The sequence below is a fragment of the Micromonospora sp. HM134 genome (genome assembly GCF_007833915.1).
In the GTDB taxonomy this organism is placed as follows: domain Bacteria; phylum Actinomycetota; class Actinomycetes; order Mycobacteriales; family Micromonosporaceae; genus Micromonospora; species Micromonospora wenchangensis.
In genome coordinates this window covers 1,595,030-1,620,248 of the sequence record NZ_CP041061.1, presented here as the reverse complement: position 1 = coordinate 1,620,248, position 25,219 = coordinate 1,595,030, and the positions used below count along the sequence as shown (strand labels likewise).

At 73.8% G+C, this 25,219-nt stretch carries 22 protein-coding genes and 1 pseudogene; 9 read left to right on the top strand and 14 right to left on the bottom strand.

The features are described from left to right. Positions 1–178: 178 nt before the first annotated feature. Positions 179–1,780 (top strand): NAD(P)/FAD-dependent oxidoreductase, encoded by a 1,602-nt coding sequence (locus tag FJK98_RS07540; RefSeq protein ID WP_145918382.1) that lies wholly within the window; start codon positions 179–181, stop codon positions 1,778–1,780. A gap of 24 nt (positions 1,781–1,804) precedes the next feature. On the opposite strand, the gene FJK98_RS07535 is transcribed toward FJK98_RS07540, so the two are convergent. Continuing rightward, positions 1,805–2,479, bottom strand: coding sequence for a TMEM175 family protein (locus FJK98_RS07535; protein ID WP_145918381.1), 675 nt, complete (start codon positions 2,477–2,479; stop codon positions 1,805–1,807). A gap of 100 nt (positions 2,480–2,579) precedes the next feature. After that, entirely contained in the window at positions 2,580–4,160 is a 1,581-nt protein-coding gene (locus FJK98_RS07530) for a Rieske 2Fe-2S domain-containing protein (protein ID WP_145918380.1), read from the bottom strand. Positions 4,161–4,411: 251 nt separating this feature from the next. Here FJK98_RS07530 and FJK98_RS07525 point away from each other — a divergent pair, with 251 nt between their 5' ends. Next, the gene (locus FJK98_RS07525) at positions 4,412–4,633 is read left to right on the top strand and encodes a DUF2631 domain-containing protein (RefSeq protein WP_088645513.1); all 222 of its coding nucleotides are present in this window, start codon (positions 4,412–4,414) and stop codon (positions 4,631–4,633) included. Positions 4,634–4,702: 69 nt separating this feature from the next. Here the strand turns inward: FJK98_RS07525 and FJK98_RS07520 are convergent, their stop codons facing one another. The 8 genes from FJK98_RS07520 to FJK98_RS07485 form a co-directional block, all read right to left on the bottom strand. After that, a complete protein-coding gene (locus FJK98_RS07520; protein ID WP_145918379.1) occupies positions 4,703–5,950 on the bottom strand; it encodes a DivIVA domain-containing protein in 1,248 nt (415 codons plus the stop codon). Further along, complete coding sequence (rlmN, locus tag FJK98_RS07515) at positions 5,950–7,125, bottom strand: 23S rRNA (adenine(2503)-C(2))-methyltransferase RlmN (RefSeq protein WP_145918378.1); 1,176 nt, start codon at positions 7,123–7,125, stop codon at positions 5,950–5,952. The genes FJK98_RS07520 and rlmN overlap by 1 nt, the downstream gene beginning before the upstream one ends. A gap of 104 nt (positions 7,126–7,229) precedes the next feature. Continuing rightward, positions 7,230–8,510 (bottom strand): phosphatidate cytidylyltransferase, encoded by a 1,281-nt coding sequence (locus tag FJK98_RS07510; protein WP_145922623.1) that lies wholly within the window; start codon positions 8,508–8,510, stop codon positions 7,230–7,232. Between the two features lie 366 nt (positions 8,511–8,876). Continuing rightward, the gene (frr, locus tag FJK98_RS07505; RefSeq protein WP_145918377.1) at positions 8,877–9,434 is read right to left on the bottom strand and encodes a ribosome recycling factor; all 558 of its coding nucleotides are present in this window, start codon (positions 9,432–9,434) and stop codon (positions 8,877–8,879) included. 87 nt (positions 9,435–9,521) lie between these two features. Then, a complete protein-coding gene (gene pyrH / locus FJK98_RS07500) occupies positions 9,522–10,289 on the bottom strand; it encodes a UMP kinase (RefSeq protein WP_091245924.1) in 768 nt (255 codons plus the stop codon). A 171-nt stretch (positions 10,290–10,460) separates the two neighbouring features. After that, positions 10,461–11,288: a translation elongation factor Ts gene (gene tsf / locus FJK98_RS07495; RefSeq protein ID WP_088645507.1), complete on the bottom strand. Its 828-nt coding sequence runs from the start codon at positions 11,286–11,288 to the stop codon at positions 10,461–10,463. 134 nt (positions 11,289–11,422) lie between these two features. Continuing rightward, positions 11,423–12,280: a 30S ribosomal protein S2 gene (rpsB, locus tag FJK98_RS07490; protein WP_145918376.1), complete on the bottom strand. Its 858-nt coding sequence runs from the start codon at positions 12,278–12,280 to the stop codon at positions 11,423–11,425. 286 nt (positions 12,281–12,566) lie between these two features. Continuing rightward, the gene (locus FJK98_RS07485; protein WP_240762667.1) at positions 12,567–13,781 is read right to left on the bottom strand and encodes a hypothetical protein; all 1,215 of its coding nucleotides are present in this window, start codon (positions 13,779–13,781) and stop codon (positions 12,567–12,569) included. Between the two features lie 233 nt (positions 13,782–14,014). Here FJK98_RS07485 and FJK98_RS07480 point away from each other — a divergent pair, with 233 nt between their 5' ends. The 6 genes from FJK98_RS07480 (at position 14,015) to FJK98_RS07455 (ending at position 21,377) form a co-directional block, all read left to right on the top strand. Continuing rightward, the gene (locus FJK98_RS07480) at positions 14,015–14,374 is read left to right on the top strand and encodes a YraN family protein (protein ID WP_145918374.1); all 360 of its coding nucleotides are present in this window, start codon (positions 14,015–14,017) and stop codon (positions 14,372–14,374) included. A gap of 64 nt (positions 14,375–14,438) precedes the next feature. Beyond that, complete coding sequence (locus FJK98_RS07475; protein WP_145918373.1) at positions 14,439–15,959, top strand: YifB family Mg chelatase-like AAA ATPase; 1,521 nt, start codon at positions 14,439–14,441, stop codon at positions 15,957–15,959. Beyond that, a complete protein-coding gene (locus FJK98_RS07470) occupies positions 15,956–17,128 on the top strand; it encodes a DNA-processing protein DprA (protein ID WP_145918372.1) in 1,173 nt (390 codons plus the stop codon). The genes FJK98_RS07475 and FJK98_RS07470 overlap by 4 nt, the downstream gene beginning before the upstream one ends. 71 nt (positions 17,129–17,199) lie before the next feature. After that, positions 17,200–18,531 carry a beta-lactamase family protein gene (locus tag FJK98_RS07465; protein ID WP_240762665.1) on the top strand — a complete coding sequence of 444 codons (1,332 nt, stop codon included), beginning with the start codon at positions 17,200–17,202 and terminating at the stop codon, positions 18,529–18,531. Positions 18,532–18,812: 281 nt separating this feature from the next. Beyond that, positions 18,813–19,991, top strand: coding sequence for a tyrosine recombinase XerC (locus tag FJK98_RS07460; protein WP_145918370.1), 1,179 nt, complete (start codon positions 18,813–18,815; stop codon positions 19,989–19,991). A 195-nt stretch (positions 19,992–20,186) separates the two neighbouring features. Continuing rightward, a complete protein-coding gene (locus FJK98_RS07455) occupies positions 20,187–21,377 on the top strand; it encodes an aminotransferase class V-fold PLP-dependent enzyme (protein WP_145918369.1) in 1,191 nt (396 codons plus the stop codon). Positions 21,378–21,587: 210 nt separating this feature from the next. Here the strand turns inward: FJK98_RS07455 and FJK98_RS07450 are convergent. Further along, positions 21,588–22,139, bottom strand: a pseudogene (locus FJK98_RS07450) (murein hydrolase activator EnvC); the annotation flags it as partial. A gap of 262 nt (positions 22,140–22,401) precedes the next feature. Between FJK98_RS07450 and FJK98_RS07445 the strand changes: the two are divergent. Then, the gene (locus FJK98_RS07445) at positions 22,402–23,508 is read left to right on the top strand and encodes a sulfite oxidase (protein ID WP_145918368.1); all 1,107 of its coding nucleotides are present in this window, start codon (positions 22,402–22,404) and stop codon (positions 23,506–23,508) included. A gap of 58 nt (positions 23,509–23,566) precedes the next feature. Here the strand turns inward: FJK98_RS07445 and FJK98_RS07440 are convergent, their stop codons facing one another. From FJK98_RS07440 to FJK98_RS07430, 3 genes are read right to left on the bottom strand one after another with little or no spacing between them, the layout of a single operon-like run. Continuing rightward, a complete protein-coding gene (locus FJK98_RS07440; protein ID WP_011905215.1) occupies positions 23,567–23,890 on the bottom strand; it encodes a DUF2469 domain-containing protein in 324 nt (107 codons plus the stop codon). After that, positions 23,887–24,699, bottom strand: a complete 813-nt coding sequence (locus tag FJK98_RS07435) for a ribonuclease HII (RefSeq protein WP_145918367.1) — start codon at positions 24,697–24,699, stop codon at positions 23,887–23,889. The genes FJK98_RS07440 and FJK98_RS07435 overlap by 4 nt, the downstream gene beginning before the upstream one ends. Further along, positions 24,693–25,172 carry an NUDIX hydrolase gene (locus tag FJK98_RS07430; protein ID WP_145918366.1) on the bottom strand — a complete coding sequence of 160 codons (480 nt, stop codon included), beginning with the start codon at positions 25,170–25,172 and terminating at the stop codon, positions 24,693–24,695. The genes FJK98_RS07435 and FJK98_RS07430 overlap by 7 nt, the downstream gene beginning before the upstream one ends. Between the last annotated feature and the right edge of the window lie 47 nt (positions 25,173–25,219).

The following is a 25,219-nucleotide window of genomic DNA, read 5'->3' as shown; positions in this document are numbered from 1 at the left end:
GCTTCCCGTGGTGACCGGTATGCCTGTGCGGCATACTCATGCCGCACAGGCATACCGCGTTCCGCGCCTGATGGTGCCGACACCCGGCCGACCCGGGCCAGCCGGCCGACCCTGCCGACCGGTCCCGCCGGTCAAGCCGGCAGACGTCACGCCGCGCACCGCACTAGGCTGCGCAGGCATGAGCGATGCGAGTGAGCTGCCGTCCCGCGCCGACGTCGTGATCGTCGGATCGGGGCACAACGGGCTGGTCTCCGCCGTCCTGCTGGCCCGTGCCGGGCTGGACGTGCTGGTGCTGGAGGCGGCGGAGGTGATCGGCGGGGCCACCCGTACCGAGAACCCGTTCCCGAAGGTGCCCGCGCTGCGCCACTCCACCGGGTCGTACCTGCTGGGGCTGATGCCGCCGGAACTGCTCGCCACCCTCGACGTCCGCATCCCCGTGCTGCGCCGCGACCCGCACTACTTCCTGCCCACCCCGGGCGGGCCCGGTGCGCCGTACCTGCTGTTCGGCAGTGACACCGCCGCGACCCGGCGGCAGCTCACCGAGTTCTTCTCCCCCGCCGACGTGGCCGCCGACGACGCGCTCCAGGCCGAGCTGGCGCAGCTCCGCACCGACCTGGCCCCGGCCTGGCTGGCCGAGCCGCTGCCGGTGGAGCAGACCGCCGACCGCTACGTCCGCCCCGAGCTGCGGGAGGTCTTCGTCGACCTGGTCCGTGGTTCCGTCGCCGACTACCTGGCCCGCTTCGACTTCCGCTCCGAGCTGCTGGTCAGCATGTACGCGGTCACCGACGGGCTGTCCGGCCTGAACGCCGGCCCGGACGACCCCGGCACCGGCCACAACTTCCTCGTGCACAACATGTGCCGGCTGCCCGGCTCGGACGGCACCTGGATGATCGCCGAGGGGGGCATGGGCACCGTCTCCCGCACCTTCGCCGAGGCCGCCCGCGCCGCCGGGGCGACCATCCTGACCGGCACCCCGGTCGAGGCCGTCACCCTGTCCGGGGGCGCGGCCTCCGGCGTCCGGCTCGCCGACGGGCGGGAGGTCGCCGCCGAGGTGGTGCTCGGCGCGTGCGACCCGTACCGGCTGATGGAGCTGGTGCCCGACGGCGCGCTGCCGGCGGAGCTGGGCGCGCGGATGGCGGCGGTCCGCCGGCCCGGCACCACCCTCAAGCTCAACCTGGCGCTGACCGGGCTGCCCCGGTTCTCCTGCCTGCCGGCGGACGCGCCCAGCCCGTTCGGCTCCACCATCCACCTGCTGCCCGGGTCGGCGTCGCTGGTCGGGGCGGGCGGCGAGTCGCCGATGGCGGCGCTGCGGGCGATGTGGGCCGACGTGCGGGCCGGACGGCTGCCCGACGAGCCGACCATCGAGTGGTACCTGCACACCACCGTCGACCCGTCGCTGTCCGACCCGGCCGGGCACCACTCGTCGGCGCTGTTCGTCCAGTCGGTGCCCTACACGCTGGCCGGCACCGACTGGGACACCGCGCTGCCCGGCTACGTCACCCGGCTGGTGGAGATCTGCGAACGGTACGCCCCCGGCACCGGTGACCTGATCGCCGACGCGGTGCCGCTGCCGCCGCCCGGCATCGAGGCGCACTTCGGCATCACCGGCGGGCACATCCACCACGTCGACAACACCGTCTCGTTCACCGACCGGATGCCGTACGCCACCGGCGTCGACGGCGTGTACGCGGGCAGCGCCGGCTGCCACCCGGCCGGCAGCGTGATCGGCGCGGCCGGCCACAACGCCGCCCGGCGCATCCTCGCCGACCTCGGCCGCTGACACCCGACCGGCCCGCGCCCCCGCTCAGGCGGGGGCCGGGCGGGAGGACGGCAGGTCGCCCGGACCCCGGATCAGGTAGAGCCCGGTGAGCAGGAAGTACGCCGCGAGGCTGAGCACCGGGTCGACGAAGGAGATGCCGAACGCGACCACGTACAGCACCGGGCCGAGCAGGAAGCGGCGGGCCACGGCGCGGGCCAGCCGGGGGTCCAGCCCCGGATCGAGCAGCCGACGGCGGCGGGCCCACCACCAGCTCAGGTTGAAGAACAGCGCCTCACCGAGCACCGTGCCCACGTAGAGCGCGGCGGTCAGCCGCTGGTCGGCGACGGTGCCCCGCAGGTTGTCGGCGAGCAGGCTGGCCGCGAACGGAATGGCCGCCACGAACAGCAGCAACAGCAGATTGAGGACGAGCAGCAGTTGGTCGACCCGGACGACGTACCGCCACATGTTGTGGTGGGTCAACCAGACCTGCCCGACGATCACGAACGTGATCACGTACGCCAGGTAGGCGGGCCACTCGTGGAACAGCGCGTCCGGCAGCTCCTGACCCTCGGGCCGCTGCGGGCTGAGTTGGAGCAGTTCCACCGCCATCAGGGTGAGCACGATCGCGATCACCGCGTCGCTGAACGCCTCCACCCGCGAGGCGTCCCGCTCCTTCTCCCGCCGGTGCCCGAACTCGTACTCCTCCTCCTCGTCCCCCACCCCGCCCCACCCGCCCTGTCGGTCATGACGGTGCCGGCCGGTGCGGCCCGGCACCCTGTCATGGTCGCCGCAAAAGGGGGGTGGTGGGGCGGGAACTGGGTCAGTTGACCGGCTCGCCGGCCGGGGCCGGGGTCTCCGCGTCCACCCGGGCGGCGCGGATCTTGTGGCCGACGCTGGTCAGGCAGCGGCCGGACGGCAGGTCGAACTTCCAGCCGTGCAGCTGGCAGGTGAGCTGGTCACCGTCGACGATGCCGAACCGGGTCAGGTCCGCCTTGAGGTGCGGGCAGCGGCGCTGCACCACCCAATCACCCAGGGTGACGTCCTCGGCGTCGACGGCCCGCTCGTGCTCGTCGTACCAGCCCTCGGCGTACTGGAGGCGCTCGGTGGACAGGCACTTGAAGAAGGCGTACACGAACTCGTTGTACTGCCCGATCCGGGCCGCCGAGAAGCGGCAGGACAGGAAGAGCGAGTTGACCCAGTCGACCTCGTCGATGTGCAGCAGGTGCTCGATCAGCGCCCGCTCGGTACGGAACCGGTACCGGACCTTCTCGTCGGCGTACGGCCGGACCTGCTTGCCGGGGAAGTCCACCACGATCGACTCGACCTCGGAACCGTCGTAGCCGACCAGGTCGAAACGGACCGGGCCGCCGACCCCCTTGGCCAGGTAGATCGACTCGTCGAGCAGCGGCTCGATCCGGCGCTTCATCCCGGCCAGGACGTCGATCTCGGGGTGCCGCCAGGACGCCTTCTCGGCCTCGATGACCGGGCGTTTACGCTCCCGCATCTCCTCCAGGTGGGCCTTCTTGTTCGCGAAGAACTCCTCGACCGGCTGCGGGTGGGTGGTGGTCGCGCCGGAGGTGGTCACCTCGGCGACGCTGCCCGGCAGCAGCACGATGCCGTTGGTGCCGCCGACCTTCGCGTACTCCGACAGGAACACCGACTGGTCCGGGAAGATGTTGCCCTCGTCGCCGTGGATGTCGTTGAACTGCCACAACGCGTCGTCGAGGAAGCACGGCGGGCCGGCGATCGGGAAGACGTGGTCGGCCTTCAGGTCGTCGATGTAGCGCCAGGTCCGGTCGAACTGCCGCTCCCGCTTCTGCTTGCCGAACGCGGTCTTCGCCGCCTGCGGCAGCTCGTAGACCATCGGGTACCAGATCGCGCCGGAGAACTGGAGCAGGTGCGCGTGCACGTGGCCCAGTTCGGCGAAGACGGTCAGGTCGGTGGGCCGGGCGTCGTTCTGGTTGAGCAACCGGACCCCGTCGTACTCCACCCAAAGCGACGAGTCGCCGATCGGGCCGTCGGTCGGGCTGGTCAACGCCTGGATCATGATCTTCAGGCCGCCGTCCAGCTCCACCACCTGCTCGTTGGGCGCCCGCAGGAACTTCGTGAAGCCCAGCGCCCGCAGCTCGTCCTCCATCTCCGAGGTGGGGAACTCGGGCAGCAGGACGGTGGCGTCCTTGCTCACGAACTCGCGTAGGTGCTTGGCGTCGAAGTGGTCCCGGTGCAGGTGCGACACGTACAGGTAGTCGACCCGGCCCAGGGTCTCCCAGTCGAGCAGGGAGTTGTCGGGAAACGGGAACCACGAGGCGAAGTAGGCCGGATTGACCCACGGGTCGCACAGGATGCTGCCCGCAGCCGTGTCGATCCGCATGCTGGCGTGTCCCGTACCGGTCACTCGCACCGCAGTCCCCCTCAAACAGACAATCAAGGTGTACGTCAGAACGCTACCGGAGGCAGTGTGGTCGACGGCCCGCGACGCCGGTAGAGCCGACCCGCCCCGCCGGGAAGGGGACCTTCGGCCCGGGTGGCCGACCCCACCCGGCGGTGTGGGCCCGCGCCGCACCGCGCTCCCAGCAGGGCGGACCCCGCACCGGGCCCGGGGCGGGGCGTGCCAGACTAACCGGAGATCCGATCGCGAGGGAAGGACCGACAGTGGCAGGAAGCGAGCCGGTAACCGCGCCAGATCAGCACAGGCCCGGGCACCGCAAGGCCGGGCGGATCGGCGCGGTGCTCTCCGCGTTGGCGCTGCTGGCGATGCTGTGCGGCAACCACGAGGGCAAGGTCGAGGACATCTGGCTGGTCGGCCTGGCCGTGCTGTTGCTGGCGATCGTCGTCGGTGACGCCGTGCTGCGGCGCAGCGGGCTGCGCTCCTGACGCACCGCCCCCGGGATGTCACGAGGGCCCGCCCCCGACCGGGGGCGGGCCCTCGTCACGCGTGGTGGATCACCGGCCGAAGAGGATGTCCTGCACGTCCTTGAGCGCGGCGTCGACCTCGGCCTCGAAGTAGCCGCCCGGCACCAGCCCGAAGCGCAACGTGTCCAGGTCCTTCGGGTTCACCGGCATCTGGTTGCGGCCCTGCATCCCACCGAGCAGGCTCTCGAAGAACCGGTCCACCTGGTCCGGGTCGTACCCGCTGCCGAACCGGCGCACCTGGAAGCTGCGCCGGATCTGGTCGACCCGGTACAGCTCGCTGCCCGGCGGGCCCACCATCGGCGGGCCCACCATCGGCGGACCACCCACCGGCGGACCCATCGGCGCGGGCGGGCCACCCATCGGCGGACCACCCAGCGGCTGCGGCGGCATCGACGGTGGGCCGGCCGGGCCCCGGCCACGCATGTCCCGGGGGTCGCGCTCGGGCATCCGGTCGCGCTCCAGCATGCGGTCCCGCTCCGGCATCCGGTCCCGGTCCAGCATCCGGTCGTGCTCGGGCATCCGGTCCCGGTCCAACATGCGGTCCCGCTCCGGCATCCGGTCCAGCATGCGGTCCCGCTCGGGCATCCGGTCGCGGTCCGACATCCGGTCCCGCTCCGGCATCCGGATCTCGGCGGTCATGTCGGCACGGCCGTGCCGACCGGCCTCGAACCCGTCGAAACGCTGCTCGTCGGGGGGGCCGTAGCCACTGCCCGGACCGGCCGGCAGGCCACGCGGCGGCGGGCCACCGTGCCCCATCGGAGCACCCGGACCGGGGCCCATCGGCCCGCCGGGGCCCGGCCCCAGCTGGCCGCGCGGGGCGTCGTACCCGCCACGCGGCGCGTCGTAGCCACCGGCGAAGGCACCGGTCGGCTCGTCGTAACGGCTGCCGTACCGGTCGGGCGGGCCGGGCTGCGCCGGCATGGCGCGCGGCGACATCGGCGGCGGGGCCTGGGGGAGGCCCCGGTGGTCGTCACGCATCGGCGGGGCGAGCCGGTCGCCGCCACGCGGGTCGGCACCGCGACCGCTCGGGGCGGACCGTTCCTCCAGCTCGGCCAGCTGCCGCTCCACCCGGTCCAGGTGCAGGTCGACCTGCCACTCGTCGTAACCGTTGAAGCGGACCCGGAAGACGACGTCGTGGACCTCCTGGGACGCCACCGGAGCACCGACCGGCTGACCGGCGAGGGTCGCCTCCACCCGATCCAGGAAGGCGTCGACCTCGTCGACCTTGTAGCCCCGGCGGAGCGCCTTACGCCGGAAACGCTGACCCTGACTCGCCACTATGTCTCCTGGTCTCGTACCGCTACGCCCGGTCGCGCCCCACGCGGCGCCTCGCTGTCACTGTCGCCCGCGGCAGCCAACTGCCCGCACGCACCGTCGATCTCGCGCCCCCGGGTGTCACGCACCGTGGTGGAGACGCCGGACTCGCGCAACCGCCGGACGAACTCCCGCTCCACCGGCTTGGCGCTGGCGTCCCACCGGCTGCCCGGAGTCGGATTGAGCGGGATGAGGTTGACGTGCGCCGACCGTCCGGCCAACAGGCGTCCGAGCAGGTCGGCCCGCCACGGTTGATCGTTCACGTCCTTGATCATCGCGTACTCGATCGACACCCGGCGCCCCGTCGTCGCCGCGTAGTCCCACGCTGCGTCCAGCACCTCGGCTACCTTCCAGCGCTGGTTGACCGGCACGAGTTCGTCGCGCAGCTCATCATCGGGCGCGTGCAGCGACAACGCAAGGGTCACCGAGAGGTCTTCGCTGGCCAGTCGGCGGATGGCCGGCACCAGGCCGACCGTGGAGACGGTGATGTGACGCTGCGACAGACCCAGCCCCTCCGGGGCCGGCGCGACCAGCCGTCGGATCGCCGTGACGACCCGGGAGTAGTTGGCCAACGGCTCACCCATGCCCATGAACACGACGTGGGACAGCCGGGGCGGCGACCCGGCCACCGCGCCCGAGGCGGCGACCCCGGCCAGGTAGACCGCCTGGTCGACGATCTCGGCGGCGGAGAGGTTCCGGGTCAGCCCGGCCTGGCCGGTGGCGCAGAACGGGCAGGCCATGCCGCACCCCGCCTGGCTGGAGATGCAGACGGTGACCCGGTCCGGGTAGCCCATCAGCACGCTCTCCACCAGCGAACCGTCGTGCAGCCGCCACAGCGCCTTGCGGGTGGCGCCGTCGTCGCAGGCCAGCTCACCGACCGGGGTGAGCAGCCGGGGCAGCAGCGCCCCGGCCAGCCGGTCCCGGCTGGCCGCCGGCAGGTCGGTCATCCCGGCCGGATCGCGGACCAGCCGACCGAAGTAGTGGTGGGATATCTGCCGGGCCCGGAAGGCCGGCTCGCCCAGCTCGGTGACGAGCGCCCTGCGGCCCGGCAGATCGAGATCGGCGAGGTGCCGGGGAGGCATCGCCGGGCGGCGGCCGGGGGCGTCGGGGTCAACGGGGATCACAGGCAGGCTCGTCATGGCTGGTCCAGTCTGTCACGCCGTGTGCCGCAGCCGCCCGTCCGGAGGTGCCGAATCGGCCCCCACCGCCGGGACCGCCCGGGTGGCACGGCGTGATTCATCCCTCAGCCCACCACCGGCACGAGGACCGCCAGCAGCAGATAGGCGGTGGGTACGGCGAACAGGATCGAGTCCAGCCGGTCCATCAGCCCCCCGTGCCCCGGCAACAGGCTGCTCATGTCCTTCACGCCCAGATCCCGCTTGATCATCGACTCGGCGAGGTCGCCCAGCACCGCCGCCACCGAGACCGCCACCCCGAACAGCGCGCCCCACCAGGGGGCCACGTCGAAGAGCAGCCAGATCAGCAGGGCACTGCCGGCGGCCGCGGCGACCACCGAACCGGCGAACCCCTCCCAGGACTTCTTCGGGCTGATCCGGGGCGCCATCGGGTGCTTGCCGAAGTTCGCCCCGGCGGCGTACCCGCCGGTGTCGGAGAGCACCACACCGACCACGGTGACCAGCACCCGCAGGTGGCCGTCGCCGGGGGCCGCCGCGAGCATCGCCGCGAAGCCGCCCAGGAACGGCACGTAGACCGCGATCAGGGTGGCCGCGGTGATGTCCCGTTGGAAACCGGCCGGGCCGTCACCCAACCGCCAGATCATCGTGCCCAGCACGGTGACCAGCAGGCCCAGGCTGAGCGCGTCCGGGCCGGCGAACCAGGCCAGCCCGATGGTGAGCACGCCACCGGCGAGCAGCGGCACCAGCGGCGGATGGGCGCCGCTGCGCCGGACCGCGCGGGCCATCTCCCAGATGCCGACCCCGATCGCGCCGGCCAGCACGGCCAGGAAACCGGGGAGGAAGAAGAAGAGCGGAACCAGGACCAGCGCGCCGAGCCCGAGACCGACCCCGATCGCGGCCGGCAGGTTGCGTCCGGCCCGGCCGGTCGACGGCTGCGGGGTGGCCGGCCGGTCGGCGCTGGCCCGCCGCCGCCCCGGGGACCGCCGGCCGGGCGGTGGCTCCGGCGGGTCGGTGTCGACCTGCGGCCGGGCGGCGACGTCGTCGCGGACCGGGGCGAACGACGAGGTCGGCGCGTCGTCGTCGCGGACCGGCGTCAGCTGGGCGGTCGGGGCGTCGTCATCGCGGACCGGGGGCAGCTGCGAGGTCGGGGCGTCGTCGTCGGCGAACGGCCGGCCGGCCACCGGCGGGTCGTACGGACCGTCAGGCGACTCGTCGTGCCGGCGCACGGGCGGCCGGGGCGGGGCCTGCGGCACCGCTGACAGTTCGGTGCCCGACTGCCGGGGGGACCACGGTTCGACCTCCCGGTCCGGCCAGGGCAGCGCCGGAGGACGGTCGGACCGCTCCCAGCCACGGGGCCCGGTGCCGCTGTAGGGGTCGAGGGGGGACATCACGTACCGGACGACGGTACGAGTGCCACCACATGACGCAAGACCACAACCATCCCCTACCCGCGTGACAACGTCGGTTGACCGGCCCGACGGCCGATCGATCCCCGCCGTTCACCGCCCGGTGGCCGGGAATCGTGCCGAGCCTACTGCACGGGCCGGCCGGGCACGGTGGACGCCGGGCCCGGCGGGCCAGCGGTGGCGTCGTGCCGCCCCGCCCCGTCGGTCCCGCCGTCCCGCCGGTCCGTCACGGCACGGAGGCGGTGGGTTCCTCGCGGTGCCCCCGCCGGCCGGGGCCCTCCACGACGACGGCACCGGCGCGACGCCGCCGTCAGGCGGTGCCGCGCCGGTGCCGTGGCAGCCGGGAGGTCAGACCTCGAGCAGCTCCGACTCCTTGTGCTTGACCAGCTCGTCGACGGTGGCGACGTAACGCTGGGTCAGGTCGTCGAGTTCCTTCTCGGCGCGGCGGCCGTCGTCCTCGCCGACCTCGCCGTCCTTGACCAGCCGGTCCAGCTCTTCCTTGCCCTTGCGGCGGACGTTGCGGACCGCCACCTTGGCTTCCTCGCCCTTGTGCCGGGCCACCTTGATCATCTCGCGGCGGCGCTCCTCGGTCATCTGCGGGAGCAGGATGCGCAGCTGGTTGCCCTCGTTGTTCGGGTTCACCCCGAGGTCCGAGTCGCGGATCGCCTTCTCCATGGCGTTGATCTGCGAGTTGTCGTACGGCTTGATGATGACCATGCGCGGCTCGGGCACCCCGATGGACGCCATCTGGGGCAGCGGGGTGGGCGTGCCGTAGTAGTCGATGACGACCTTGGAGAACATGGCGGCGTTGGCGCGACCGGTACGGATGGCGCCGAACTCCTCCTTGGCGTGCTCGACCGCACGCTCCATCTTCTCCTCGGCCTCGAGGAGGGTGTCGTCGATCACCGGTCTCCTCGCCTCCTTCTGTTGCTCGTCGTGGGCTGATCTGCTGCTCTGGTGCGGAGGACCGCTGTCGGTGGCCGGCGGGATCGGTCAGGCGGTGATCAGCGTACCGATCTTGTCGCCGCCGACGGCCCGGATGATCGTGTCCTCGCCCTGGGCGCCGAAGACCAGCATCGGCAGCCCGTTCTCCATGCAGAGGCTGAACGCCGCGGCGTCGGCCACCCGCAGGTTGCGTTGCAACACCTCGGAGAAGGTGATCGAGTCGAACTTGCTGGCGTCCGGGTCGATCCGGGGGTCGGCGCTGTAGACGCCGTCCACGCCGTTCTTGCTCATCAGCACCACGTCGGCGCGGATCTCCAGGGCCCGCTGGGCGGCCACCGTGTCGGTGGAGAAGTACGGCATCCCGGCACCGGCCCCGAAGATCACCACCCGACCCTTCTCCAGGTGCCGGATCGCCCGCAGCGGAATGTACGGCTCGGCGACCTGGGCCATCGTGATCGCGCTCTGCACGCGCGTCTCGATGCCCTCCTTCTCCAGGAAGTCCTGCAACGCCAGGCAGTTCATCACGGTGCCCAGCATGCCCATGTAGTCGGCGCGGGCCCGGTCCATGCCGCGCTTCTGCAACTCCGCGCCCCGGAAGAAGTTGCCGCCGCCGACCACCACGGAGACCTGCACACCACGCCGCACGACGGTGGCGATCTGCCGGGCGATGGCCTGCACGACGTCCGGGTCGACACCGATCGCCCCACCGCCGAACACCTCGCCGGAGAGCTTCAGCACCACTCGGCGGGCGCGGCCGGGCGGCGGCGCCGTCGGGTCGTCCGCCTCCAGGCTCCGGTCGTTCACAACCTGTGTCATCCGCCCCGCCCTTCCCGCGCGCACGTCGACCGCGCCGCGTCACCGCGTACCTGCCCGTTGCCGACCCTATGTGACGAGGAGGCCGCGGTGCCTGTCACGTACACCGGCGGCCTCCTCGTCGACGTTGCGTGCCCGTCCGGGCGCGGTGTCCGCGCCCGGTCCGTGGGCGGCTCAGGCCTGGCCGACCTCGAACCGTACGAAGCGGGTCACCTCGATGCCGGCCTCGGCCAGCACCTGCTTGACGGTCTTCTTGTTGTCGGCGACCGACGCCTGCTCGATCAGGACGTAGTCCTTGAAGAAGGCGTTCACCCGACCCTCGACGATCTTCGGCAGGGCCGCCTCGGGCTTGTTCTCCTCGCGGGCGGTCTGCTCGGCGATGCGCCGCTCGGACTCGACGACGTCGGCCGGCACCTCGTCCCGGGTGACGTACTTCGGACGCATCGCGGCGATCTGCATCGCGGTGCCCCGGGCGTCGGCGTCGGCGGCCTCGTCGGTCTTGCCGGTGTACTCCACCAGCACGCCGACGGCCGGCGGCAGGTCCTGGCTCTTGCGGTGCAGGTAGACCGCGACGGTGCCGTCGAGCTTGGCGAAGCGGTTCAGCACCAGCTTCTCGCCGATCTTGGCGGACTGCTCCTGGACCAGGTCGGCGACGGTCTTGCCGTCCAGCTCGGTGGCGAGCAGTTCCTCGGCGGTGCCGACGCCGCTGCGCTCACCGTGCTCGACCAGCTGCTGCGCCAGGGCGACGAAGGCGTCGGTCTTGGCCACGAAGTCGGTCTCGCAGTTGAGCTCCAGCAGCGCCTTGCCCGAGTGCGCGACGAGGCCGTTGGCGGCGGTCCGGCCGGCCCGCTTGCCGACGTCCTTCGCGCCCTTGACGCGCAGGATCTCGACGGCCTTGTCGAAGTCGCCCTCCGCCTCGGTGAGCGCCTTCTTGCAGTCCATCATGCCGGCGCCGGTGAGGTCGCGGAGCTTCTTGACGTCCGCGGCGGTGAAGTTGGACATGACTCTCTCTTCGGTGTTGAGACTGCGGTGGGTGGTCTGGGGTGCCGGTTACCCGGAACGGAGCCGGACGTGCCCGGCAGGGACCGTCGCACCCCGCCGCCCGGTCGTCCGGGCGGCGGGACGCGACGGTGCGGTCACTCGGCGGCGGCGGCGGCCGGCTGCTCGGCCGGCTGCTGCGCGTCGGCCGCCGGCTGCTCGTCGGCCTTCTTCGGCTCCAGCAGCTCGCGCTCCCACTCGGCCAGCGGCTCGTCGCTGCCGACCTGACCCGCCTCCGGCTTCTCGTCGCCACCGCGACGCCGGCCGGAACGGGCGATCAGACCGTCGGCGACGGCGGCGGCCACGACCTTGGTCAGCAGCTCGGCGGAGCGGATCGCGTCGTCGTTGCCCGGGATCGGGAAGTCGACCTCGTCCGGGTCGCAGTTGGTGTCCAGCACCGCGATCACCGGGATGCCCAGCTTGCGGGCCTCGTCGACGGCGATGTGCTCCTTCTTGGTGTCGACGATCCAGACCGCGGCCGGGAGCTTCTGCATGTCCCGCAGACCACCGAGGGTCTTGGTGAGCTTGGTCTTCTCACGGAACAGCTGGAGGGTCTCCTTCTTGGTGTAGCCGGCGGCGGTGCCGGTCAGGTCACCCAGCGCCTCCAGCTCCTTCATCCGCTGGAGCCGCTTGTACACCGTCTGGAAGTTGGTCAGCATGCCACCGAGCCAGCGGTGGTTGACGTACGGCTGACCGACCCGGGTCGCCTGCTCGGAGATGGCCTCCTGAGCCTGCTTCTTGGTGCCGACGAACAGGATGCTGCCGCCCTCGGCCACCGTGTTGCGCACGAAGTCGTACGCCTTCTCGATGTAGTCGAGGGTCTGGCGCAGGTCGATGATGTAGATGCCGTTGCGCTCGGTCATGATGAAGCGCTTCATCTTCGGGTTCCAGCGCCGGGTCTGGTGCCCGAAGTGGACACCGCTCTCCAGCAGCTGACGCATGGTCACGACGGCCATGGTGGGGTACTCCTCAAGATCCCTGGTTGTTCCGCCCGACCGGTGGCCGGGCGTCCTGGCGCCTGGTCGCCGGCCATGGTGGGCCCGACGGAATCGGGACCAGGGAGGCCGTCGCCCCACGACGAGACGTGGGGAGGGCACGCGAGGTCGACCGCGCAAGGCGGTCGCCAAGAGGCCAGTGTACGCCCCCACCCCGCCACCCGGCCCCGGGCTCCCCTCCGATGGAAGGGCGGCCCGGGATGCGGGAGGCGTCACCCTCGACGCAGCCGGCTGGTGGGTGGGTGGGTCAGCGGGCGGCCAGGGCGGCGGCGAGGAAGAGGACCAGCCCGACGGTGAGGTAGGCGGTCGGCGGGCGCAGCCAGCCCCGGTCGCCGTCGGCCATCGCCAGCCCGCCGGCACGCAGCCCGTACAGGCCGCCGGCGAAGATCGGCAACCCGACCACCAGGAAGATGCCCACGACGACGTGCGACACCGGGACCGGATCGCCGGTCAGGCCGTGCAGCAGCACCCGCAGCGCCGGAATCTCGAAGACCAGCACCGACAGACCCAGCAGCGCCGCCAGCGCCGGCCGCCGGGTGCGGTAGACGCCGTCGGAGGCCGGCCCACCCGTCCGGTACGCCCCGTCGGGGCCGGCCACGCCGTCCGGACGGGGCACGACCGGCGCCATCGGGCCGGTCGGCACCTCAAGCGGGGAGGGTTCGGCCGGCCGGTTGGGTTCGACGATCGGATAGTTGCCCAGTGCCGCCGGCCGCCCCGGCTCGGAGCCGGCCAGCGGACCGACCCCGCTGACCCCCAGCACGCCGGAGTCGGCGGCGAACCGACCGGTGCCGCCGTCAACCGCACCGAGCCGACCGGCGCCGCCCGACCGGCCGGTGCCCGGGTCGCCGACGCCCCGGCCCGCCCCGGTGTCGCTCAGCAGGCCGGCCCCGGTGTCACCGGCACCCCGTACCGGGAGGCCCCCGAGCGAGCCCGCGCCGGTGTCGCCGCTCGAACGGGCCACGCCGAGCGGGCCGCTCCCGGTGTCACCCAGCCGGCCGGTGCCGGTGTCACCCACACTCCGCCCCAGCCCGCTGTCGGCCAGCCGGCCGGTGCCGGTGTCGCCGATGCCCCGGGCGGACCCGCCGAGCGACCCCGCGCCGGTGTCCCCGAGCGGACCGGAATCGCCGGCGCCGGCCTCCCGGGCGGCCCGTCGGCCCACCCGGTCGGTGGGGAGTTCGCCGGAGACCTCCGGTTCGTCCCGACGGAGCCGGGTCGGCCGGTATCCGGCGGAGTCGCCCCCGCCGTCACCCAACGGGTCGGCCGCGTCGAAGCGCCCCGGATCGAGACGGTTCGCGTCCGCGTACCGGCCCTCCTCGGCAGCCCGCTGGTCGGGTGTCCGCAACTCGTCGTACCGGCGCACCCCGCTCGCCGTCCGCCAGTCCGGGTCGTCGTACGCGCGGTCCCGGCCGGCCGGGTACCAGCGCGACTCCTGATCTTCGGGGTAGCTCCGTCGTGCGTCCACGTCCGGCACCGTATGCGACCGACCCGTCCGACGCCATTCGCAGGTCGGACCGCTCGACAGGACCGATCGGGCGGATCATCCCCGGTGGTCGACCCCGCCCGGAGCAGGGCGTATCCGGGTGTCCATAGCACGTCGGGGCCCTGATCGTCCGCTCGTCCACAGCCCCCCGGGTTGTCCACAGCCGGGGCCACGGGGGTCGCGTCCCGCCCGCCCCCACCCGGACCCTGACGGGCATGACCAACCGGAACCAGGCGATCGGCGCGTACGGCGAGCGGTGCGCCGTACGCCATCTGATCGGGGCCGGGCTGCGCCCGGTGGCCCGCAACTGGCGCTGCCGCGAGGGCGAGATCGACGTCATCGCCTGGGACGGCCCGGTCCTCGCCTTCTGCGAGGTGAAGACCCGCCGGGGGGACACCTACGGCAGTCCCGCCGAGGCGGTCGTCCCGGCCAAGGCCCGACGGTTGCGCGGGCTCGCCGTCCGCTGGTTGGCCGAGACCGGGACCACCGCCGACGAGGTCCGCTTCGACGTGCTGTCGGTCCGGCTGCCTCCGGCCGGGCCGGCCCGGGTCGAGCATCTCAAGGGCGCCTTCTGATGGCCGGCGGGTGCCGGCACGAGAACCGGTGGTCCGGCGGGCGGGTCCGGGCAGGGGTGGCGCGGTGAGCTACGCCAAGGTGCTCGGGGTGGGGTTGGTCGGCGTCACCGGCCACCTGGTCGAGGTCGAGGCGGACCTCTCCCCCGGCCTGCCGGCGGTGGTCATCTCCGGGCTGCCGGACACCGCCCTGCACGAGGCGCGGGACCGGGTCCGCGCGGCCGTGGTCAACTCGGGGCAGCGCTGGCCCAACCGCCGGATCACCCTCAACCTGCTGCCCGCCACGCTGCCCAAGTACGGCTCGGCCTTCGACCTGGCCATCGCGGTCGCCCTGCTCGGTGCCGCCGGTGAACTGCCGCTGCTGCCGGTGGAGGGGGTGGTGGTGCTCGGTGAGCTGGGGCTCGACGGGACGGTCCGCCCGGTCCGTGGCGTACTGCCGATGGTCACCGCCGCCGTACGCGCCGGGCTGGACCGGGTGGTCGTACCGGTGGGGAACGCGGCGGAGGCGGCGGTGATCCCCGGGGTGCGGGTCCGCGCCGTCGACACCCTGCACCGGCTGGTGGCGTTCATCCGGGACGGGACGCCCCTGCTCGAACCACCGCTCCCCGTCCCCGTCGAGGCGGCGGCCGGGCCGGATCTCGCCGACGTCGCCGGGCAGGGCCTGGGCCGACGCGCGGTGGAGGTGGCAGCGGCCGGCGGACACCACCTCTCCCTGCTGGGGCCACCCGGTGCCGGCAAGACGATGCTCGCCGAACGGTTGCCGTCGATCCTGCCGGAACTCGACGACGCCGCCGCGCTGGAGGTGACCGCGCTGCACTCGATCGCCGGCATCCTGCCGCCGGACGGCCGGCTGCTGCGCCGTCCACCGTTCCAGGCACCGCACCACTCGGCCACCGTGGCGTCCCTCGTCGGCGGCGGCTCGGGACTGGCCCGGCCGGGAGCGGTGTCGCTGGCGCACCGGGGCGTGCTCTTCCTCGACGAGGCCGCCGAGTTCAGCAAGGCCGCCCTGGAGGCGTTGCGGCAACCGCTGGAGAGCGGGCAGGTGCACCTGACCCGGGCGCGGGGCGGCACCCGGTACCCGGCCCGGGTCCAGTTGGTGCTCGCCGCCAATCCCTGCCCCTGCGCCCGGCCCGGGGGCGACACGCTCTGCGAGTGCAGCCCGCTGGCCCGCCGGCGGTACCTCGGCCGGCTCTCCGGTCCCCTGCTCGACCGGATCGACGTACAGGTCAGGGTGCTGCCGGTGCGGGCGGCCGAACTGATGGGCACCGACCCGGACGGTGAGCCGTCGGCGGCGGTCGCCGCCCGGGTGGTGGCGGCGCGCGGGGCTGCCGCCGAGCGGTGGGCCGCCGTCGGGCACCGGCTCAACGCGGAGGTGCCCGGTCCGCTGCTGCGCCGCCCACCGTGGCGGCTCGCCGCCGGGGCCACCGCCGAGTTACGCGGTCGACTCGACCGGGGTTCGCTCTCGGCCCGGGGCTTCGACCGGATCATCCGGCTCGCCTGGACGATCGCCGACCTCGACGGCCGGACCCGGCCTGACCGTGACGACGTCCGGGAGGCCATCGGCCTCAGAACGGGGGAGGAAGCGTGACCAGCATCGAGGATCTGCACGCCCGGGTGGCGCTCACCTGGCTGGCCGAGCCGGGCACCCGGTCGGTGTACCAGCTGGTGGGTCGGCTGGGTGCGGTGGCCGCCCTGAAGCTGCTGCTCGACGGTGGTGCGCCCGGCGACGCGTTGCGGGCGACGGTGGCGGCCCGGCTGGACGCCGGCGACCCCCGCGCGGTGGCGGCCGAGGCGGTGGCGCTCACCGACCGGCTCGGCGCGCGGATCGTCTGTCCGGCCGACGACGAGTGGCCCGCCCCGCTGGGTGACCTGGAACGGCTCGAACTGCCCGGGGCGAGCCGGAAGGTCGACCGGGAGACCGCCCCACCGCTGTGCCTGTGGGTACGCGGCGGGTGGCCGCTGGCCGAGGTGCTGGACCGCTCGGTCGCGGTGGTCGGCGCACGGGCCGCCACCGGGTACGGCGTGCACGTCGCCACCGAACTCGGGTACGGCCTGGCCGACCGGGAGTGGACGGTGGTCTCCGGTGGCGCGTTCGGCATCGACGCCGCCGCCCACCGGGGCGCGTTGAACGCCGGTGGGGTGACGGTGGCGGTGCTGGCCTGTGGGGTGGACCGTCCCTACCCGATGGGCAACTCCGCGCTCTTCGACCGGATCGCCGAGACCGGCCTGCTGATCAGCGAGTGGCTGCCGGGCGCGGAGCCGCTTCGTCCCCGCTTCCTGATCCGCAACCGGGTGATCGCCGCCGGGACCCGGGGCAGCGTGCTGGTCGAGGCGGCGGCACGCAGCGGCGCGGCCCAGACCCTGCACCGGGCGATCGCCCTCCGACGACCCTCGATGGTGGTGCCCGGCCCGGTCACCTCGGCGCTGTCCGTCGGCGCACACGAGCTGCTCCGCGAGTACGGGGACACCCGGCTCGTCACCGGCCTCGCGCACGTGCTGGAGGAGGTGGGTCGGATCGGGGTAGACCTGGCGCCGCCCGCCCGGGGTGCGGCCCGCCCGACCGACGTCCTCGACGACGAGGCGACCATGCTGCGTGAGTCGATGCCCCGACGCGGCACGGTCGGCGCGGACGTGCTCGCCGCCCGGGCCGGCGTTCCGGTCCGGACGGCGTTACGCAAACTCGCCCTGCTGGAGGAGTTGGGCCTGGTGGCCCGCCGCGCCGACGGCTACGCCCTCACCCGGCCCCCGTCGCGTTGAGGCGGAGGCGACGGATGGCACCCGGACGTGCCGTACCCCGGCGGACGGGTTCGGATGCGATGATCGCTGCCGTGTCGATTCCCCGTCGTTCCGTCCTCGGTCTCGGATTCGCCGCCGCCCTCGGGCTGACCGGCTGCGCGCAGAACCCGCCCGCCGGGCCGGCCGGCTCCTGGGCCACCCCCGCCCCCGGTGACGGCCCGCAGGGCGGCCAGGGCGCGGCGGCGGCCGGCCGCCCCGGGGCCGCCGCCCGGGGTGCCGCCCCGACCGCAGCGAGCAAGCCGCGCACGCTCAGCGTGGCGCTCCAGCGCTACCTCCAGCCGACCACCGAGAACCCGAAGCACCCGACGTACGCCGGGGCGGTGGTGCTGGCGACGACCGACGGTGAGCCGACCGACCACCTGGCGGTCGGTGAGGCACTTCGCTACGACGCCGGGCCGGTGCTGCTGCCGGCGGCGAAGCGGATCGCCATGCGCCCCGACTCGATCTTCGATCTGGCCTCGCTCACCAAGGTCTACACCGCGATCCTCACCCTGCAACAGGTCGACAGCGGGCGGATCGACCTGGACGCGCCGGTGGTGCGGTACCTGCCCGGGTTCACCGGCGTCGGCAAGTCCACCGTCACCGTGGCGATGCTGCTGGCGCACACCAGCGGCCTGCCGGTCGGGGCGAAGGTGACCGGCTACTCGACGATGGCGCAGCGGTGGCAGGCGGTGCTGGCCACCCCGCTGGTCAGCGGTGCCACCCCGGGCACGGTGTTCCGCTACTCCAGCGTCGGTCTGATGGTGGCCGGGAAGATCGTCGAGAAGGTCACCGGGCTCACCCTCGACCGGGCGCTGAAGACCTACCTGACCACCCCGTTGGGGCTGCGCTACACCGGATTCAACCCCAACACCTGGCTCGGTACGACCGACCGGGCCAACCGTCTGGTCGCCACCGACGCCCGCTCCTCCCGGGGACTGCTGCGCGGTGTGGTGCACGACGACGTCGCCAACCACCTCGGCGGGGTAGCCGGTCACGCCGGCATCTTCGCCCCCGCCGAGGAGGTGGCGGTCATCGGGCAACTGCTGCTCGACGGCGGCAGCTACGGCGGAAAGCGCATCCTCGCCGGGAACACCGTCGCCCGGATGCTGCGCAACGCCAACACCGGGTTGCCCGCCGTTGACCCGGACCGGCCGGGACGCACCTCCGACCACGGCCTCGGCGTGGTGCTCAACCAGCCCTGGTTCATGGGCAGGCTCGCCCGGCCCGCCACCTTCGGGCACACCGGGTTCACCGGCACCTCGTTCCTGGTCCAGCCCGACCGACGCCGGGTGCTGGTGCTGCTGACCAACCGCGCCCACCCGAACTGGAGCTGGGCCGACCCGGACCCGGCCCGGGTCGCCGTGGCCGACACGTTCGCCTGACCCGCCCCCGCCGCCGGCTGGCCACAGCCCGAGCACCCCCGCGCCCAACGGCCGCCGAGCCGGAGCACCACCACGTCCGTCCACCCGCGGCCGTCCAACCGCCTCCTCCGGCTGGCCGTCCACCCTCCGGATGGCTTGCCGGGCCCGACGGGTCATCCGGTCGGCGGTGTCGGCTTGTCGGCGTCCGTAAGCTGGGCCGGTGAACCCGGACGAGTGGTCGATCGCAGGTCGACGACTGTCGACCCCCGGCAGTTGCCGCCGGGCGATCTCGGCGGTGGACGATGAGTAGTCGCGGCCCGGGGACCCGGGCCACCCATCAGGCACTGCCACCGGTCATGCGGGACGCGGTCGACGGATTCGCCGTGCACCTGGCGCAGGTACGCAACCGCTCCGCGCACACCGTCCGGGCGTACGTCGCCGACCTGGTCTCGCTGCTCGACCATGCGGTCCGGATGGGCTGCACGGTCCCCGCCGACCTGGATCTGGGCGTGTTGCGCAGTTGGCTGGCGAGGCAGCGGACCACCGGCGCGGCATCCAGCTCGTCGGCTCGACGGGCCGCTGCGGCACGTACCTTCAGCGGCTGGGCCCACCGGTCCGGCCTGATGGCGGCGGACGTGGCCGCCCCGCTGGCCACCCCGAAGACGCGTCGGGAGCTGCCGGTGGTGCTCCGCGCCGACCAGGTCGCCACCCTCGTGGAGGCACCGGGCCGGGACCGGCCCACCACCCCGGGCCCCGACAGGTCTCCCGCCGGGCTACGCGACGCTCCTTCCACCGGGGCACCTCCCGCACCGACCACCGACCGGTCCCCCGCCCTCGAAACTGGCGGGACCGGGACCGGGACGGCCGGCGCGCCGACCGGTGACGGATCCCCGGCGGTCAGGTCCCCGGGCGACGGTTCCGGGGTGCCGGGTCACTCCGGTGCCGGCGGGCCTTCCGAGCCGGACCCGGCGCAGGAGGCGGTCCTGGTACGTGACCGGGCGCTGCTCGAACTGCTCTACGCGACAGGTGCACGGATCAGCGAGGTGTGCGGCCTGGACACCACGGACATCGACCGGGAACGTCGGGTGGTCCGGGTCCTCGGCAAGGGCAACCGGGAACGGACGGTCCCGTACGGGCTGCCGGCGCAGCGGGCGGTCGACAGGTGGTTGACGGTCGGCCGACCCGAACTGGCCGGCCCGGACTCCGGGCGGGCCCTGTTTCTCGGCGCCCGGGGTGGGCGGCTGCACCCGACCATGGCCCGACGGATCGTCGCCGGGTACGCGCGGGCCGCCGGGCTACCGCCGACCAGCCCGCACGGGCTGCGGCACTCGGCGGCCACCCATCTGTTGGACGGCGGGGCCGACCTGCGGGCGGTGCAGGAGCTGCTGGGGCACTCGTCCCTGGCGAGCACCCAGATCTACACCCACGTGTCGGTGGAACGGCTCCGCGCCGCCTACCGCCAGGCCCACCCCCGGGCCTGACCGCCCTGCCGGCCGCTCCCCCGCCGGCCGCGCCCCGAGGACCGGCGCCGGCCCTACCCCGGGGCTCGCGCAAGCTCTGCCCCGGGGCCGGGCACGGTCGCGGTCCGGAGCGGATGGGACAACGCCCTCAGCGGGGTGCGGTGACCGGCGACGATCGGTCCGGCCGCCCGGCGACATGCCGGCTACGATCGCCCGATGAGCGTCCCGACGCCGCCCGAGTCGATTCCCGGGGCCCGACTGCTCTTCACCCTCGACCCCTCGGTCAGTTACCTCAACCACGGGGCGTTCGGTGCGGTACCGCTCAGCGTGCAGCGCACCCAGCGGCGGCTGCGCGACGAGATGGAAGCCAACCCGCAGCGCTTCTTCGGCATGGCGCTGATCGACCGGCTCGCCCACACCCGACGGCACCTGGCCGCCTTCCTCGGTGCCGATCCGGAGGGCACCGCGCTGGTCGGCAACACCACGACGGGGGTGGCCGTGGTCCTCCAGTCGCTCGGCCTACGCCCCGACGACGAGGTCCTCGGCACCGACCACGGGTACGGCGCGGTGAACTACTCCGTCGCCCGGGAGTGCCGCCGGACAGGCGCGACCACCCGTAGCCTGCACCTGCCCCGGTCCGCCACCGACGCGCAGATCGTGGAGATCGTCCGGGCCGGCCTGCGCCCGGGGCGTACCCGGTTGCTGCTGGTCGACCAGCTCACCTCGGCCACCGCCCGGGTGCTGCCGGTCGCCGCGCTGGTGGCGGTGGCCCGGGAGCACGGCATTCCGGTGCTGGTGGACGCGGCACACGTGCCCGGGATGCTGCCGGTGCAGGTCGACGCGATCGGGGCCGACTTCTGGGTGGGCAACCTGCACAAGTGGGGGTTCGCCCCGCGCGGCACCGCCGTGCTGGTCGTCGCCCCGTCGTGGCGGACGCGGATCGAGCCGTTGGTGGTGTCCTGGCAACAGGCCGAGGGCTTCCCGGGGAACGTCGAGTGGCAGGCCACCCTCGACTACACGAGTTGGTTGAGCGCCCCGGCCGGTCTCTACGCGCTGCGCAGCCTCGGTGTCGAACGGGTCCGGGCGCACAATGCCGCACTGGCCGCGTACGGGCAGCAGGTGGTCGGGGACGCGCTCGGGGTGCCCCCGGCCGACCTGCCCGACCCGGGCGGGCCGGGGGTGGCGATGCGGATCGTGCCGTTGCCGGCGGGCGTCGCCGGCACCCTGGAGGAGGCCGCTGCCCTGCGTGGCCGGATCGCCGAACGCCTCGCCGCCGAGGTGGCGGTGATGGCCTGGCACGGTCGGGGTTGGCTGCGGCTGTGCGGCCAGGTCTACAACACCCCCGACGAGTACGAGCGGCTGGCGGCCCGGTTGCCGGCGCTGCTGGCCGGGGTCGGGCGGGGCTGAGCCGCCGCCGTCGGAGCGCCGACCGCACCGGCAGGGTGCCGCGTCGTCCCGCCGGGCGACCCCGTCCGGCCCGGCACCCCATCGTCGACCACCGCCGGTGCGGGTCGTCGCGTCGGGAGCGTTGCCGCTGGCCGGGCGGCGATCCGTAGCGGCGTCGCGGGCCGGGTGGAACCCGGCGTCGACGGTGGAACCCGGTCCGACGCCGAGGCTGAGGCCGGCCGTCACCGGGAGCAGGCGGACCCGGCCGAGCCCGAGCAGGGCCAGCGGGTCGAGGTACTCCGGGCCACGTCGGGCGCCCCAGTGCAGGCAGCCGTGGGACGGTGCGGCCGTCGGAGGGCAGCCCGGATGCCCGGCCAGCAGCACGCCCAGCGCGGCGCCGGCCGCCACCACGTCACCGGTGTGCACCCGGGGACGTACCGGCTCGTAGGTGGTCCGCAGCCCTTCGGGGTGGCCGACGGTGACCACCGGTCGGCCGGCGACCATGCCGGCGAAGAGCACCGTGCCGGCCCCGGCGGCCCGGACGGTGGCACCGGGCGCGGCGGCGAGGTCCACGCCCCGGTGGCCGGCGAGCCAGGGCAGCGGGGGTGGGTCGAACGGGCGTACCGGTCGGGGCGGGCCGTCGAGCGGCCACCGGAACGCCGGTGCGGGCGCGGCCCGGAGCGGGGCGGATCGTGGCGTGGTCGGCCGGCCGGGGAGCCAGTGCGAGCCGAACACGAGCACGGCGACCCCGAGGGCCGTCACCTGCCGTAGTCCTGTGCGCATCACCGCAGCATGCCGGGGCCGCCCGCGTGGTGCCGCGCACCTGGTGTCCGCTGTGGATGACGGGACGGGCTGTGGAAAACGCCCGGCGGACCGGTGGATCTGTTATGCCGCGTGCCGGCCGCCGGGGCGGAACGACGGCGGTGCCGGCCGGCGGAACGGAAGGGGACAGTGCCGGCCGCCGGGGCGGAACTACGACGGTGCCGGCCGGCGGACCGGTCTAGGCTGGCGGGATCGCAGTGCGGCGCGGACCGGGAGGCCACCGATGACCACCATGGACGACGTGAGCCGGCCCTCGCGGGTCGCCGGCCCGGACGAGGCGATCAGCCCGGAGGAACTCCAGTTGGCCGCCCGCAACCACGGCATACCGCTCGAAGCGTTGCGCTACGACGTCACCCCGGCCGGCCTGCACTACCTGCTCATCCACTACGACATCCCCGACCTCGACCCGGCGGCGCACACGCTGACCGTGGCCGGGGCGGTGGGTCGGCCGCTCCGGCTCGGCCTGGCCGAACTGCGCGAACGCCCCCGGGTGACCCACCGGGTGACGCTGGAGTGCGCCGGCAACGGCCGGGCGTTGCTGCATCCGCGCCCGGTCAGCCAGCCGTGGCTGGTGGAGGCGGTGGGCAACGCCGAGTGGACCGGTACCCCGCTGGCGCCGCTGCTGCGCGAGGCCGGGATCGCGCCCGACGCGGTGGACGTGGTGTTCACCGGCGCCGACCACGGCGTGGAGCGCGGGGTGGAGCAGGACTACCAGCGGGCCCTGCCGGTCGACGACGCGCTGCGCGACGAGGTGCTGCTGGCGTACGAGATGAACGGCGCTCCCCTGCTGCCCCAGCACGGCGCACCGCTGCGGCTGGTCGTTCCCGGCTGGTACGGCATGGCGCACGTCAAGTGGCTGCGCACGATCAGCGTGCTGACCCGGGAGTTCGACGGCTACCAGAACGCGGTGGCCTACCGGCTGCGGCGCGACGCCGACGACCCGGGGGTGCCGGTGACCCGGATCGAGCCCCGGGCGCTGGTCCGGCCGCCGGGTTTCCCGGATTTCATGTCCCGGTCGCGGGTGCTGCGGCCGGGGCCGTGCACGGTGGACGGTCGCGCCTGGTCGGGGCACGGCCCGGTGGTGGCGGTGGAGGTGACCACGGACGGCGGGGCGAGCTGGTCGCCGGCCACCCTGGACCCGCCGGCCGGTGGCGATTGGTCGTGGCGTCGCTGGCGGTACGCGTGGACGCCGCAGCCCGGCCGCTACGCGCTGGGGGCGCGGGCGACCGACGCGTCGGGGCGGACGCAGCCGGTGGAGCAGCCGTGGAACCGGGGTGGGTTCGCCAACAACCTCGTCCAGCGGGTCGACGTGCTCGTCGTCGCGGAGTGAGGGCGGGGCGGGCCGGGGTCCGGCGTCGGCGGGTGGGACGCCGACGCCGGGCCGCCGGTCAGCTACCGAAGCCCGAGTCGGCGGGCAGCGAGATGTCGGGCTTCTCCAACTCCTCGACGTTGACGTCCTTGAACGTCATCACCCGGACGTTCTTGACGAAGCGGGCGGGACGGTACATGTCCCACACCCAGGCGTCGTGCATCTCGACCTCGAAGTAGACCTCGCCGTCGGAGTTGCGCACGTGCAGGTCCACCTGGTTGGCCAGGTAGAAGCGGCGTTCCGTCTCCACCACGTAGGAGAACTGACGGACAATGTCGCGGTACTCCCGGTAGAGCTGCAGCTCCATCTCGGTCTCGTACTTTTCGAGATCTTCCGCGCTCATCGCACTCCGCCTTCCATGACCACATCTTCCCCCACCGGTGCCGGAGGCCGAGGCTGCTCGCCCAACGCCACGCCGACGGTACCCCCTGTCGGGCCCGAGCGCTCCATCGGCTCGGGAGCGGCTGCGCCGAGCGGCCGGCGGGCCCGGGGCGGGGCACCCTCCCGGCCCGACACGGCGGCCACGTTGACGTACGAGAACCGGTGCTCCACGCAGGGCCCCCGCTCGCGCAGCGCCTCGGTGTGCTCGGCCGTGATGTACCCCTTGTGCTCGGCGAAACCGTACCCCGGGTGGCGTCCGTCCAGCTCCACCATGATCCGGTCCCGGGTGACCTTGGCCAGTACGCTGGCCGCCGCCACGCAGGCCGCCACCCGGTCGCCCTTCCAGACCGCCAGCCCCGGCACGTCCAGCCCGTCCACCCCGAAGCCGTCGGTGAGCACGTACTCGGGGCGGGTGGTCAGCGAGGCCAGGGCCCGGCGCATCGCGGCGAGGTTGCACACGTGCAGCCCCCGGGCGTCGACCTCCTCGGCCGGGATGACCACCACCGCGTACGCCAGGGCGCGGGCGACGACCTCGGCGTACACCCGTTCCCGGCTGGCCGGGGTGAGCAGCTTGGAGTCGGCGAGTCCCTCGATCTCGCCGCGTCGCCCCTCGGGCAGCACCGCGGCGGCGGCCACCAGCGGGCCGGCGCAGGCTCCCCGGCCGGCCTCGTCCGCGCCCGCGACGTGCCGGAAGCCGCGGCGTTGCAGGGCCCGTTCCAGCGCGTAGAGCCCACCGTCGCGGCGCACCACCGTGCGCGGCGGGGTCAGCACGACGGCTCCGAAGCGGGGGCCGCCCCCACCACCTGGGTGAGCAGGTCGGCCAGGTCGGCGGGGTAGCACCGCTCGGCGGTGTCGGCCAGTTCGGCCGCCGACCACCAGCGGTGCCCGGTGACGCTGGCCCGCTCGATCTCGTCGAAGCCGGCCGTGTCCACCTCCCAGGCGGGCACCCGGAACACGAAGAACTCCTGTTCCTGGCGGTACCACACGCCGTCGAAGGGAAACTCGATCGTCTCGGAGCGGACCGACCGGCCCAGTTCGGCCTGCGTCAGCCGCAGCCCGGTCTCCTCGGCCAACTCCCGGGCGGCCCCGGCCGCCGGGGACTCCCCCGGGGTGAGCCCACCGCCGGGGGTGAACCAGTACCGGTGACCCGGGCGGGCCGGGTCGGTGCCCGCGAAGAGGAGCACCCGGCCGGACGCGTCGACGAGCAGCACGCGGGCCGCACGTCGGGGGTGGAAGACGGTCACCGCATCAGCCTGCCAGACGGTGCCTGTGGTCGGCCATGCCCGGGGCG